Source organism: Candidatus Hydrogenedentota bacterium, from assembly GCA_019695095.1.
Lineage (GTDB): Bacteria > Hydrogenedentota > Hydrogenedentia > Hydrogenedentales > SLHB01 > JAIBAQ01.
Genome location: JAIBAQ010000019.1, coordinates 23,235 through 37,209 on the forward strand (window position 1 = coordinate 23,235; position 13,975 = coordinate 37,209).

A 13,975-nucleotide genomic window follows, 5' to 3' on the forward strand; every position below is an offset into this window, starting at 1 on the left:
TAAGGCACACAACCTTTAGCCGTTCCGGTTTTACCCTGACGAAACGAAACCTTCGACTCTCTGTATCCGGGATTTCAAATCTCAAATCTGAGATTTCAAATTCCTCTTCACCAATGCGCGGGCACTTGCTGATTGCCTACTCCAATTCCCGCCAAATCCAAACTCATGTCGACGTGATGACGGTTCTTACGCGCCGGGTCGAATTCCTGAGGTGTCTTCGTCGGATAATTGTTGTTGAAACAGGCGAGGCAGAATTGATCCATCGTGTATCCGGCTGCCGAAACCAGATCCTCAATCGTCTGGAACTTCAGCGAGTCCACCCCCAAGTAGTCCCGCATCTCGTCAACGCCCATGTTCGCGCCGATGAGTTTCTCGCGCTGCGGCGTGTCGATGCCGTAATAGCACGAATTGACGATTGGCGGGCAACTGATCCGGAAATGAATCTCCTTCACGCCGCTTCGACGCAGCATCTTCACGATCTTTCTCGACGTCGTCCCGCGCACGATGCTGTCATCAACCAGCACTATGCGCTTCCCTTCGACCGCTGTGCGCGAAGGATTCAGTTTGATCTTCACACCGAAATCGCGAATCTGCTGATCGGGTTCGATAAACGTGCGCCCCACGTAGTGGTTGCGAATGAAGCCCATATCGAACGGAATGCCCGATTCGTGCGAATACCCCAGCGCAACCTGATTCGACGAGTCCGGTACCGCCATCACCAAATCGGCTTCGACTTTGTCGTTCTTGGCCAGGTTTCGTCCAAGCTGCTTGCGCACCTCGTCCACACTTCGACCGAACACGACACTGTCGGGACGCGCCACATAGACGAATTCGAAAATGCACGGGCGCAACGGCGCTTTGGCAAATGGCTTGAACGAGCGCATGCCTTCCCGATTAATGACAATCACTTCGCCCGGTTCCACTTCGCGAACCGGCTCGGCATCAATGATGTCCAGCGCGCAACTTTCGCTCGCAAAAACCGTCGCATCACCCAGTCGGCCTATCCACAACGGACGGAACCCATGCGGATCGCGAACCGCCACGATGTCCTCGCCGTTGGTGGCCAGTATGCAGTACGCCCCAACAACTCGGTTGAGTGCGTCCACGATGCTGTCGACAAACTGCGTTTCCTGCGACTTCGCTACCAAGTGGATGACCACTTCGGTGTCCGTGGAAGACTGAAAAATGCGTCCCTCGTTCTCAAGCTCCTCGCGTAACTGAGCCGCATTCGTCAGGTTTCCATTGTGTGCAAGGGCGATCGAACCCCCTTTGTAGTCCCGCATCAACGGCTGCACGTTCTTCAACACGCTCGTTCCGAATGTGCTGTACCGGACGTGACCGATCGCAATATCTCCCTGCAAAGGACGCAGACGGTGGGGTTTGAATACATCCGCAACCAAACCGACGCCTCGGTGGCCCCGCAGTTGGCCGCCATCAGACACAACGATCCCCGCGCCTTCCTGGCCGCGGTGCTGCAAGGCATACAACCCCAGATACGTGAGAGTTGCCGCGTCCGGGTGACCGAACACGCCGAATACGCCACACTCCTCGCGCAACCGGTCGCCATCAAGCGGATGCTCGTCGTTCCCCGAATTCTCGTCTGAGTCCTGCATACTGTTCTCCGAATCGTTCTGGTTCATCATAGCGAGATGTCCGTACGCCCCGTCAGTTTGCGATACGCCTCCACATACTTCTCACGAGTCTTTGTCACAACTTCGTCCGGCAACATCGGAGGCGGCGAATTCTTGTCCCAACCCGTCGTCTCCAACCAATCCCGCACGAATTGCTTATCGTAACTGGGCTGACCCTTGCCCGGCTGATACTGGTCCGCCGGCCAGAAACGCGATGAGTCCGGTGTCAACACTTCGTCCGCGAGCACCAGCGCACCCTCGCGCACGCCGAACTCAAACTTCGTGTCGCACAGAATTATACCCTTCTCCAACGCAAAATCACGTCCCCGCTCGTACACCCGGATCGCCGCCGTCGAAGCCCATTCGCACCAGTCATCCCCAATAATCCCCGCGGCTTCCTCCGGCGAAATATTGATGTCGTGTCCATCCGTCGCCTTGGTCGCCGGAGTAAACAACGGCTGAGGCAGGCGATCCGACTCTTTGAGACCTGCCGGAAGCGCAATCTTACACACCGTCTGGCTGGTCTTGTATTCCTTCCAACCGCTGCCCGCCAAATACCCCCGGACAACAAACTCCACCGGAAACATCTCGCACTTGTGAACCAACATGGAGCGCCCGTCGAACTGATCCGCGTGCTCCTGAAATACCTTCGGAAAATCGGCAATGTTGACCGATATCAGATGGTTCTTGACGAGATCGCCCATCATCTCAAACCAAAACAGGGACATCTTCGTCAGGATCTTCCCCTTGTCGGGAATCCCTACCGGCATTACCCAGTCGAATGCCGAGATGCGGTCGGTTGCCACAATCAGAAGGCGGTCGCCGAGATCGTAGATGTCGCGGACTTTCCCGCGCGCTGTAGGTTGAAGGGCGGGAATGTTCGTTTCACAAAGCGCTTGACTGCTCATGATCGCTCACCTGGTTGTTCCTGTGGACTCATCGTTCTATTCGAAGAAGGTACCTTGGAGATGTTCCTTATTGATCTCCAGAAGTTCCTCCAGCAACGCCTTGCTCGCCTTGGCGCCCGGCATGAGCGGGTGAGTCAACATCGCCTCAAACGCCGCCTCCCGGTCACCATCGACTGCCGCCTTTACCGTCAAAGTCTCGTACGCCTTGATGTTCTGCATCAAGCCGCGAATGATCGGCGCGGGCGCCTCTTGCGGGATGGCCGCTGCGCCATCTTTGCCGATAATAGCGGCGACTTCCACCGACGCGTCCTTGTCGAAGGTCGGCACCGCCCCGTTGTTCCTGCAACAAATCACCTGACGGTTCTTGCGATCGTTCTCGATCGCATCGATCAAGTGAAAGGCCGCCGTAGAGTAATGCGCGCCGCCGCGCTTCGACAACTCTTCAGGCTTCTCCTTCAATTCTTCCTTGCTGTACTTGTCGAACAAAGACTGCTCGATTTCGACCACTTCCTCGCCGCGGGTCTTTCCCTTTCGCTGAATCTTTGCCAGGGCCGCGTCGGTCGCGTAGTAATACTGAAGATACCCGTTCAGGAACATCCGAAGGCTCTTTATGGACTCCACCATGTTCGCGCAAATGGTCTCGTCGTCCCATTCTTCGCTGGCGTGCTCAATAAACTTCGCCAACACCGCGTCGGTCACGTCTTTGCCTTTGATCTTGAACCCGCGAATCCACGCCAGGTGGTTCAGTCCCACGTAATCCAGCTCGACGTCCTCCATCGCGCACCCCATGTGCTTGACCACTTCCATGGTGATACCGATGGGTATGTTGCAGAGTCCGAAACTCGTCACGCTGCTGTGCCTGAGCAAGGCTTCCGTGATAATGCCGGACGGATTCGTGAAGTTTACGAGATACCCCCCCGGAGACAGGTTCTCCATGGTCAACGCAATCTCGAGAATACGCGGGATGGTTCGCAACGCGCAGGCAAATCCACCGACCCCAGTCGTCTCCTGGCCGATGATGCCGTGGCGCATGCCAAGCTTCTCGTCGTTGATACGCGCCTGGATTCCGCCCACCCGCAACTGCGTCACCACATACTTGGCATCCTTCACCGCGTCCCGCAGGTCCGTCGTGTGATGCACCGTGAACGGATTCCCGTTCTTCTCCGACATGCGCCGCGCCAACCCGGCGGTTATCTCCAGGCGATCCAGCACCGGGTCCATCATCCACACTTCCGAGACTGGTATACGGTCCAATCGCGAGAAAAGACCATCCACAAGCTCCGGGCTATAAGAGCTACCGCCCCCGATTACAGCAATTTTCATGAAGAGATCGCGCTCCTTAAAGAATGAATCGAGTTCTTGAATCGACTTCGAGGTGCGCCCGAATTAGGGCGCTTGTGAAGAGTCCCGCACGTGCTCTTTGTGACGACGACGATGATAAGGTGGACTCGCTTGGAAGTCAAACTCGTCTACACTTCGGCATTGGCATGTCATGACGTATCGGGTACAATCGATTCCGCTGAATTTTGTGCATTTTGATGTCGCAACGGGCAATTGAACATGCGATCTGCTATTTGCCAGAATTTCACTGTTCTTCGAGGGAACAAATGCGTGACCAAATTGCGCCACAGGTCGATTGTGACTTTCCCGGGTTTCAATCCAAAATCGAAAATCCAGATCTCTGAATTCCATACTATGGTTAGGTTTATCCAGCTACTTCGTTTCAAAACCGCATGCGGCTCACAAAGGAGGGTTCCACTCTGCTTGCGGCCCTGATACATGGTGATATGCGATGGTAGGATTCGACCTGGCATGGGTGCTTTCGGGTCTTCTGTTGATCCCTTACTTACTCTGGGGGTTCTACCTCCTGCGCGAACGTCTCGTGCACCGAGTCGAACTCGACCGCGCGGTTGAAACCTTCACCGTAACCGCTCTCTTCTTCTTCTTCATCTTCGAATTCACGTTGCTCAAAAAATGGCTCGGACACAATCACCTCAAGCTCGTCTTCTCCGTTCTTGGACTTACCGTCTCTGCTGCCGCACTGTACGGCCCCCTGCTGGTCTCGTTCATTTCGCACTTCATTGTCGACTTGATTATGCCCACGCGCCGCTACGGCGTCAGCGTGCCCCAATACGGCACTGCCGAGGCCTGCGAATTGCGCGGCGATTTCGAAGGCGCCGCACGCGAATTCGTCGCCGTGTCCCGCATGTTCCCCAAAGAAACCAAAGCCGCTATTCGAGCCGCCGACAACTATATGAAAGTGGACCGCCCTGCGGACGCTGTGCCGTGGTTCGAACTCGCATTGAAGTCCTCCGCCTCACCGGAGGAAACGCTCTCTATTGCAAATCGGCTTCATGACATCTACCTCCGCAGGCTCGACAACCGAGATGCCGCCAGGAAGGCCCTTGAAACCTATCTCGCCCGCTTCCCCGATTCTGAATTCGCCGGCTCCGTCTCCCAACGATTGGCCCGCCTCGATACCGGCTCAACCCCCGTTCCCCGCAATCCCTTCGGCGAAAACCATACTTAATCCGGCGCGTATATACGCACTTCCCTAGACATGTCGTGGGGCGTCCTCCTCTTTTGAATCGGCATCGTATTGCCGTCTGGACCGGGCGCGCGTGCAATGCGCACGAACTACACCAGAATGAGACATCGTATCTGCAAACACTAGCTATTGCGTGCTAATCACCTGCGACAACTTGCGTATTTTGTCGCACTTCGGGTAAACTCTATTGAGATAGTTTTCATTTGGGCTAATGACTACCAGGGGAGTGGGCAATCGTGCAGCAGTTTCGCGTGTGCGTCGCCGACGACGACGAACCCGCAGCAACAGTACTCTGCGAAGGTCTCAAGTTAAATAACTATGACGCTTTTGCCGTGTACACGGGTGCCGATGCCCTTGATGCGTGTCGTAAGGGGGGCGTCGATCTTTTACTGTTGGATGTCTGTTTCCCGGACATCAGCGGTTTTGAGGTCATCAAGAGTCTGAAAGAGTCTTCGCTTACTCGCGATATCGCGGTAATATTCGTGAGCGCGAAAGGTTCTGAAGCCGATATTCTGACCGGCTACCAATTGGGCGCCGTCGACTACATCACCAAGCCGTACAACCTGCCCATGGTGATGGTGCGCGTTGAGGCGGCGATTCGCGCGCGCAACGTTACTCAGCGCCTTACGCCTGCCGACGAGATCCTCTGCGATTCCGCGTATACCGATCACCTCACCGGTCTGCGCAACAGGCGTTTCCTTCTGGAGCGCCTTCAGGAAGAAGTCGAAGAAGCCCACCGCTACGACTATCCCGTATCGTGTGTTGTTTTCGACGTGGACGAAGTCCGCGCCGTCGACGAAGAGCTTGGACCCGTCTCGCTGGACGATCTACTCGTCGAATTGGCCATGTCGTTGCGCAACCACTCGCGCACCTTCGACGTGCTCGCTCGCTACGATGGCACCCTGTTTGCCGTCGTGCTGCCGCACACGCCAATGGAACAGGCCGTGAGCTACGCCTCGAAGATTCTCCATGAAATGGACAGCACGACCTTCTCGGATCCGAGTTTTCCCACCGAAGTGCGCATGAGCGCGGGTATTGTCTCCTGCCAGAACGGAAGCGCACTGAGCGCGGACCGTGTCCTGGGGCAAGCTATGCGCGGACTGCTTGAAGCCAAGGGCAAGCGTAGCGATAGACTGGTCGCCTGCAACCTCTCTCAAGAGTAGCGCGGCAATTCGCACAACGTCTCGATCTCAAATCCCCAACCGCTTGAGTGCTTTCTTGCCGATGTCCGTGCGCCAATGAGCGTTCTCGAATTGAATGCGCTTTACGGCCTCATACGCCTTGCCGATCGCAGCAGGTATGCCCGATCCCACCGCCGTAATGTTCAGCACGCGGCCGCCGTTGGTTGTCACTCCGGCCTCGGTCTGTTTCGTCCCGGCATGGAAAACCAGTGCGCCGCCGCGCTCCGCATCGTCGATGCCGCTTATCACGAATCCCTTTTGAAACGAACCGGGATAGCCACCAGAAGCCATCACCACGCTCACGCACGCATCGTCGTTCCATGCCAATTGCTGTTTGTGAAGCGTACCGTCGATGCACGCGCCGAAGATTGGAACGATATCACCCACCATGCGCGGCAAAACTACTTGGGTCTCAGGATCGCCAAAGCGGCAATTGAACTCGATGACCTTCGGGCCTTGCTCCGTGATAATCAAGCCCGCATACAACACGCCCTTGTACGGCGTGCCTTCTTTCGCCATCCCCTCCACCGTCGGGCGCAGGATGCTTGAATGAATTACTTCCAGCAGTCTCTCATCGACAACGGGGGCAGGGGAGTAGGCGCCCATTCCCCCCGTGTTCGGCCCCGTGTCGCCGTCGAACACGGCCTTGTGATCCTGGCTGGGGACCATCGGAACAACCGTCTTGCCATCACAGAATGCCAGTATCGACGCTTCTTCGCCGATTAGGCACTCCTCGATAACAACCTTCGCGCCCGCGTCGCCAAACACCCGTTCGGTCATCGCAGAGTTGATCGCTTCGACCGCCTCGTCCACCGTGCGCGCCACGGTTACGCCCTTGCCCGCCGCAAGGCCGTCTGCCTTCACGACAATGGGCGCCCCCTTTTCTTTCACGTACTCAATGGCCTTCCACGCCACGTCGAATTCGGCGTACTCGGCTGTGGGAATGCCGTACTTGCACATGATCCGTTTCGCGAATGCCTTGCTCGCCTCCAATTGGGCGGCCGCCTGAACCGGGCCAAACGCGCGCAATCCACGCTCTTCCAGGCGATCCACCAGCCCCCGCGACAGCGGATCCTCGGGACCCACCACAGTCAGGTCGCACTGCTTCTCAGCCGCAAAACGGACCAATCCATCCACGTCGCTCGCGGCAATGTCAACACACTCCGCCAATCGCGAGATACCAGGATTGCCCGGTGCGCAATACAATGTCTTGACCAATGGGCTCTGCGCGATTTTCCACACCAACGCGTGTTCGCGGCCCCCACCCCCTACTACGAGTACCTTCACGGACTACTCCTCGTTCAGTTGAACACTCTTCAAATACTCGGCAATGACCGTATCGTATTGGGCCGTACACTCGAACGCTTCCTGCGCCAACCGAAAACGCGTCTTAAACGTCACGTTCCCGTCGTGGGCACGCAGCTCATGCATGACGCCCTTGTACCGCTCCGGATTCACGACTACCGTCACATACCGGAAATTCTTCGCCGCCGATCGAATCATCGACATACCGCCGATATCGACTTGATCGATGACCTCTTCTACCGTCACCCCCTGACGCTGAATCACGTCTTCGACGGGGTGCAGATTCACAATACAGAAATCGATCCAATGGAAGTTGGCCGCGCACAACTGCTCTTCGTGTAGCTTTCGCTCCCGAATCCCAAGCAATCCTGCGTGCACCTTCGTGTGCAACGTCTTGACGCGCCCGTCCATCATTTCCTGAACGCCCGTATAGTCTCCGATGCTCACCGCGTCGATTCCCGCGTCCCGCAAGACTTGTAGCGTTCCCGCCGTGCTGATAATTTCCACGTTGAATTCACGCAAGAGCTGGGCAAGCTCCACAATTCCCGTCTTGTCGTGACAACTCAGAATTGCCCGTCTGACTTTCTGCATCGTCCCTACCTCCGTGCCCTACGGCGAAAATTCCCATCCTCCGCGCGCATGAGCGGAAAAGGGGGATTTATGATACCGGACCCACCACAAGAATTCGAAATTCACCGAAGCGTGTCTGCCATTCTGCACCGTCCCCTCCGTCTTGGTCCCTTTCGCCCCTACATGAATGTCCGTTGTCCAGGTTGTCCCATAGGTCCCATGTTCAAGCGCCTCTTTGTGCCATCCACCGCGTTGACCCATCCCCAATCCCCGACTATACTTCCCCGCGCCAAGAGTTCGCGGCCTCTGAAAGGCATTCACGATGGCTGTCGTGTACGAAAAACCATACTCGAAGATCCTAGTCCGCCAGGCAGGCAAGGGACGCCTGTTTCAACTTGTATCCAATTTCGGAACCTTGCCGCTCTTGCACCTTCGAGGGTCGCGCGCCGAAATGGCAAACCAGTATGGTCATCTGGCAGGAGACAAGATCCTCACTTCCGCCGCCCGCGCCATAGGCATCGTGTCGGCTGGCCTTCCGAGCACCGACCTTGCTACGTGTATTCTCGACAGCGCTTGGCGGATGCTTTGTCCTCACACTCCCGAACGCTACCTGGAAGAAATCGAGGCTATCGTGGAGGGAGCGCGCTCGGCCCACATTGCCATTACCGCCCAAGATCTCGAGCGTCTGCTGGCCGTAGCCAACCTCGACCTCTACAAACGCGAAGAACGCCTGAACGAGTTCGTCGACGCCGAGATCCTACAGGCCTTGGCAGGCTTTCGGCCCATGTCGTGCACCATGTTTGCGGTGTGGGGCAACCGGACTGTCGATGGAAAGCTCTATGCTCTGCGCAATCTCGACTGGATATCCCAAGTCGGCTTTCACGAAGACCGCCAAATCACGCTCTACGAACCCGATAATGCCCCCGCGTACGTCGCAATAGGCTATGGCGGCATTATTGGCGCCTTGGCGGGCATGAACGAAGAAGGCATTACGCTCTCCGAAGTGGGGGCCTTCAGCGTCAGCGAAGAATTGGATGGCACTCCTTGGACCCTCATGGCGCGCCAGGTATTGGAAGATTCCCGCTCGTTGGATGACGCCGTTGGCATTATCAACAACACTCGCCACACCATCGGCTACAACTACCTCGTCGCACACGGCGACCCAAGACACTTCGGGACCGAAGCCTTTGCGCCGCGAGCTGCCGCGTTCGAGACCAACTACGACTGTTGCGAGCTTTTCTACGATGACGATCCCAAAGAGCGCGCCGCGCGTTGGGTAAGCCCTTCCGGCGAAGAATTGAAATATGGCCTGCCTCTCAAAGAGGCCGTATTTCGCGCCGACACCGCATTTGGCGAAAAGACGCGCGCACTTCAGGCCGCCGACAACGGACCCGGCGAACCGGCCAATGACGGCGACCCCCGGAAAGGCAGTTCTTACGTGTCCTGTCATGTTCCCATGCACGACATGATCAAGGCCTACGAGACAGGTTCGGAGTATGTTTTCCCAATACGCGATACAAAAGTGATCGAAGCAGGCAGTCCCCGTAAAATCGGGCCTGACGAGGCCCTCAATATTGCGGCGACCGTTGCGCACAACACCGAGAAACTGCACCTCAACGATTGGAACGTGATGAGCGTCGTGTATGGCGCAACGGACCTGGACTTCTGGGTCGCCTACGAATCGCGCGACGAACAGGGAAACTGGAAAAATGCTCCCGATTCGGGATATTGGAAGTTGAACCTTCGCGAACTGTTAAACGATGGGTTGAAACAAGGATAGAGGATGCGGGTATGACACTCCTTGGTATTCTGTTGGCTATTGCTGGTGTGCTTGGGGTTGTTGGAGTCTTTATGGGAATCATACAGTCCACGGGGTTGATTGGCGACCCACGCCTTTGGGGCGGCGTCGCAGCCGCCGGAATCATACTCGCCATCTTTACGCGCCGTCCGCGCGATTGAGCGCAATGCCGCGCGACCGAGAGAAGTCGGAATATTTGTCCGCATAGAAAGCAGGGGGGAGTCTAATTATGGCTTGGATACTCGTGGCCGCGTCGTTGCTGGTCGCAGACGCCGATTTTTCCGCTCGCGTAGACACTGTCAGACAGTATGTCGCAACGCTTGATTCCATCGCCGTGCCGGCCGATCTTCAAGCCCAGCGCGATGCCAAAGTGGGGGAACTCAAAGCGCTCCTCGAAAAGGGCGCAAAGACAGAAGAGGAGTTTAATCAGCTCTATCTCAAGTTCGACGAAGTCCTCCTCTGGCTGTGGAAGAACGCCTCCGATGGGCCAACCAAAGCCCCCGGAACCTACACGGAATCCGCCGATTCCTGGACGGTGGACAACGGCGCCCTCGTGCTTACCGTTTCGCGAGCCGACCTCGGGATGACCGTAAAGACCCCCGCGACTCAGTGGCGGTTCCTCCCTTGTGATGCCAAGGATCTCCAGGTCAACGGAACCACCTTGAGCCTCAATGCCGCGGCTTCGAAGACGATGGCCGAATTCCGTACCGGCTACAGCCTCGGTATGCTGCTTACTCTCGCGGAATTCCCCGACGTCCCCGGTCTGGAACTCCGGCTGACCTTCAATCTTATTGGCAACGAAATCGTCTTTGAACTGACCGCCGTCGAAAACGGCATAAACGTCGGCTCCATCCGCTGGCCCAAAGCCATCGAAACGGGCAATACCCCCAACGATTTCGCCGTTATCCCTCACATGCAAGGCATGCTGCTCCCCGGTGACTGGAAACAGGATATCCATCAAGGCGACCTCGTGAATTCACGTTCCCTCTACATGCCCTGGTGGGGACAAATCCGCGATGGTCACGGCGTCCAGACTATCCTCGAGACCAGCGACGACGCCGGCGCCTTCTACAATCACCCGTCCGGTGGCCCCACGACAGTGGAGCCGCAATGGTATGCCAGTCTGGGCAAAGTCGCATATCTGCGCACGATTCGTTACGTGTTCGACGACGCCGCGACCTACGTTACCATGGCGAAACGCTATCGCCGCTACGCCATCGAAACCGGGAACTTCGTTTCGCTGAACGAAAAACGTACGCGCACGCCCAACGTGAACGAAGTCATCGGTCGCCCGGTGATTCACATCGGCTCGCTCTACCACTTCGTGCCCCAGGCTTCCCTCTTCAACAAAGGGAAGTACGAGCAAAACCACCAATACCAGTCATTTGATGCCCTCGCTAAAGGTCTGAAAGAACTCCACGATCGCGGCGTAACCGATGCCTACGTCCATCTCGACGGCTGGGGATGCTACGGCTATGACAGCGGCCATCCCGACACGACGCCCGTTGGCGCGCTGCAAGGAGGCCCGGAAGGTCTAAAACGGTTCGCGAACACCTGCGATACCATCGGGTACCTCTTTGCCGTCCACGATCAATACCGCGACTTCTATTTTAACGCGGCCTCGTTCGATGACCGCCTCGCGGCATATCGCGTCGACGGTTCCCGTGAGGAGGGTTCCACGTGGCCCGGCGGACCACAGACGATCCTCAGCGCCCGATTCGCCCCCGAATACGTCCGCCACAATCACGATTACTTCGTCGATCACGGCATCAAGGTGAAAGGCGCATATCTCGACGTATTCTCGGTGGTCCCCCTTGAGGAAAGCTCGGAGAAGGCCCATCCCATGACCCGCTCCGAATGCGCTCGATACCGCCGCATGTGTTTCGACCTCTTGCGCGCTCGCGGCTACGTCGTCAGCTCCGAAGAGCCGACCGACTATCTCGCAAAGAGCCTCGACCTCGTCCACCACGGCCCCTATGCCACGTTTCCCGGAATCGGCGGCGGCGGACCATCAGGCATCCCGATTCCCTTGTGGAACCTCGTTTACCACGACTCCGTTTTGCTTCCTTGGGACATGGGCGAAGATGGGGGATGGGGGATTCCCAAAGGGGACGCCGGACGTCTTCATTGCCTGCTGAATACCGGCTTGCCCTATCTTGGCTTGGGAGCAACCGACGAAGAGATTGCCCGCATGAAAGAAGCCTGCGAACTAAATACGAAATGCGCCACCCTGGAGATGACCAACCACGAATTCCTGGATGCTTCCTACCGGAAACAGCGCACCACCTTCGCTGATGGAACGTCCGTGACTGTCGACTTTGATGCCAAAACCTACTCCATCGAGTATCCAAACAAATGAGCCTTACCTACACCAATGACCTGATCCTGCGCGCCGCACGTGGAGAAAAGACACCCAGAACGCCCATTTGGATGATGCGGCAAGCGGGGCGCAGCGACCCCGAATACAACCGCCTCAAACGCGAATGCGGCATGGCTCTCGGCGAGATGTTCCGTCATCCGGAGCTTGCCGCGCGCGTCTCGCTTCTTCCAAAACGCATTGGCGTCGATGCGATCATCTACTTCCAGGATATCTTGACCCCGCTCGGCCCCATGGGGCGCGAGTTTGTCTTCGCCCCTGGGCCTCGAATCGACGCGCCTATCCGCGACGAAGCCGCCGTCGATAGCCTCCGCCTCTACGACGTTGTCCAGGAACTTCCGTTTATCCCTGAGACATTCAGGCTGATTCACGAGGAACTGCGCGGTGAACTGCCCGTTTTGGGCTTTGCCGGTGCACCCTTCACGCTCGCCGCGTTCCTTATCGAAGGAAAGAGCTTCGGCGCCAAAGCCGAGAATACCCACGCGTTCATGCGCGACAACGCTTCATGCATGCACAAGCTGCTCGACAAGCTGACCGTCATGACCATCGACTATCTGCGCATGCAGATTGACGCTCAAGCTGCCGCCGTCCAGCTCTTTGAATCAGGCGCCTACTTGCTGAACCAGGTCGAATACCGGGAATTCGCGTTACCCTATCAGCAACGCATCTTTGAGGCCTTGCGAGGCACCGTCCCCACCATCGCGTTCGCCCGCGAGTGGAACGATCTGAATACCCTCGCCGCCTCTGGCGCGGATATCATCAGCCTTCCCTCAAGCATTGGTATCGCGGAAGCGCGCGCCGCGCTTGGTCCATCACGTCCTATTCAAGGTAACGTCAGCAACCAACTCGTCGCCAAAGGTCCCAAAGACGCCATAACCGAGGCCGCTCAGTCCTGCGTGCTCGCGGGAAACCATCAAGGCCACATCTTCAACCTGGACCACGGTCTGCTCAGCGAGACTCCTTTTGAACACGTGACTCACCTCGTTGATGTTGTCAAAGCGACACGATGCGACAGCGCAGGGTAAACCGTAGCCCATGAGACTCTGTTGTGGCTGGGTCTCCTCTGTTGTGGCAGGGTCTCCTCTGCTGTGGCGGGGTCTCCTGACCCAGCCACTCTTAGCGACCGAAGGTCTCCCTTCGGTAGCACCGCGATCGCCGAACGCGGCGCAAGATAAACCGCAGACCGTGCGACCTGTTGTGGCAGGGTCTCCTGCCCCAGCCACTCTTAACGACTGAAAGGTCTCCCTTATCCCATGAAGTGTTCGCCCCGTACTTCAGCCAACCAATTGCAGTCGAGGCAGGCGCTGTCTACCAAGAACTGCTCACCCTACACCCCAAGTTGACCGCCGCGTCACCGGTTGATACGCTGATGTTTCAGTCCAACAACCCAAGCAAGGCGTTAGAACGATATTGGGAGCTCAAAACGATGAAACGGATCATTGCAACCCTGTCACTCATTCTGGCTGTGGCGATTCTCGGCGCGTGTCTCAATGGATGCAACACGTTTCGCGGAATCGGGAAAGACATTCAAGCCGGCGGGCGTGCCATTGAGCGTGCCGCGAACAAGTAATCCTGCTTCGTTTTACCGGAGCAAATCGGAATCCGCCTGAGCGCGTGATTCCTCGAACGGTTCAGTACGGACTGGGCAGCCGTGCGC

Annotated in this window: 12 protein-coding genes; 7 read left to right on the forward strand and 5 right to left on the reverse strand. The window is 57.1% G+C overall.

Going from position 1 to position 13,975, the window contains the following annotated elements; all coding sequences use genetic code 11:
- Positions 1-107 precede the first annotated feature (107 nt).
- From purF to K1Y02_05390, 3 genes are read right to left on the reverse strand one after another with little or no spacing between them, the layout of a single operon-like run.
- Positions 108-1,613: an amidophosphoribosyltransferase gene (gene purF, locus K1Y02_05380; GenBank protein MBX7255771.1), complete on the reverse strand. Its 1,506-nt coding sequence runs from the start codon at positions 1,611-1,613 to the stop codon at positions 108-110.
- A 26-nt stretch (positions 1,614-1,639) separates the two neighbouring features.
- On the reverse strand, positions 1,640-2,539 hold the full coding sequence (locus tag K1Y02_05385) for a phosphoribosylaminoimidazolesuccinocarboxamide synthase (protein MBX7255772.1): 900 nt from the start codon (positions 2,537-2,539) through the stop codon (positions 1,640-1,642).
- 36 nt (positions 2,540-2,575) lie between these two features.
- Positions 2,576-3,862, reverse strand: a complete 1,287-nt coding sequence (locus K1Y02_05390) for a 6-phospho-beta-glucosidase (protein MBX7255773.1) — start codon at positions 3,860-3,862, stop codon at positions 2,576-2,578.
- Between the two features lie 469 nt (positions 3,863-4,331).
- Between K1Y02_05390 and K1Y02_05395 the strand changes: the two genes are divergently transcribed.
- Both K1Y02_05395 and K1Y02_05400 read left to right on the forward strand, forming a co-directional pair.
- Positions 4,332-5,069: a hypothetical protein gene (locus K1Y02_05395; GenBank protein MBX7255774.1), complete on the forward strand. Its 738-nt coding sequence runs from the start codon at positions 4,332-4,334 to the stop codon at positions 5,067-5,069.
- Between the two features lie 254 nt (positions 5,070-5,323).
- Positions 5,324-6,250 carry a diguanylate cyclase gene (locus K1Y02_05400; protein MBX7255775.1) on the forward strand — a complete coding sequence of 309 codons (927 nt, stop codon included), beginning with the start codon at positions 5,324-5,326 and terminating at the stop codon, positions 6,248-6,250.
- A 27-nt stretch (positions 6,251-6,277) separates the two neighbouring features.
- Here K1Y02_05400 and purD read toward each other — a convergent pair whose 3' ends face one another.
- Complete coding sequence (purD, locus tag K1Y02_05405; protein MBX7255776.1) at positions 6,278-7,555, reverse strand: phosphoribosylamine--glycine ligase; 1,278 nt, start codon at positions 7,553-7,555, stop codon at positions 6,278-6,280.
- 3 nt (positions 7,556-7,558) lie between these two features.
- Positions 7,559-8,164, reverse strand: coding sequence for an IMP cyclohydrolase (locus K1Y02_05410; protein ID MBX7255777.1), 606 nt, complete (start codon positions 8,162-8,164; stop codon positions 7,559-7,561).
- Between the two features lie 310 nt (positions 8,165-8,474).
- Here K1Y02_05410 and K1Y02_05415 point away from each other — a divergent pair, with 310 nt between their 5' ends.
- From K1Y02_05415 to K1Y02_05435, 5 genes are all read left to right on the forward strand, one after another.
- Positions 8,475-9,923, forward strand: coding sequence for a hypothetical protein (locus K1Y02_05415; GenBank protein ID MBX7255778.1), 1,449 nt, complete (start codon positions 8,475-8,477; stop codon positions 9,921-9,923).
- Between the two features lie 11 nt (positions 9,924-9,934).
- On the forward strand, positions 9,935-10,102 hold the full coding sequence (locus K1Y02_05420) for a hypothetical protein (GenBank protein MBX7255779.1): 168 nt from the start codon (positions 9,935-9,937) through the stop codon (positions 10,100-10,102).
- 68 nt (positions 10,103-10,170) lie between these two features.
- A complete protein-coding gene (locus K1Y02_05425; GenBank protein MBX7255780.1) occupies positions 10,171-12,300 on the forward strand; it encodes a hypothetical protein in 2,130 nt (709 codons plus the stop codon).
- Entirely contained in the window at positions 12,297-13,343 is a 1,047-nt protein-coding gene (locus K1Y02_05430; GenBank protein ID MBX7255781.1) for a uroporphyrinogen decarboxylase, read from the forward strand. The genes K1Y02_05425 and K1Y02_05430 overlap by 4 nt, the downstream gene beginning before the upstream one ends.
- A gap of 401 nt (positions 13,344-13,744) precedes the next feature.
- On the forward strand, positions 13,745-13,888 hold the full coding sequence (locus K1Y02_05435) for an entericidin A/B family lipoprotein (GenBank protein MBX7255782.1): 144 nt from the start codon (positions 13,745-13,747) through the stop codon (positions 13,886-13,888).
- Positions 13,889-13,975 lie beyond the last annotated feature (87 nt).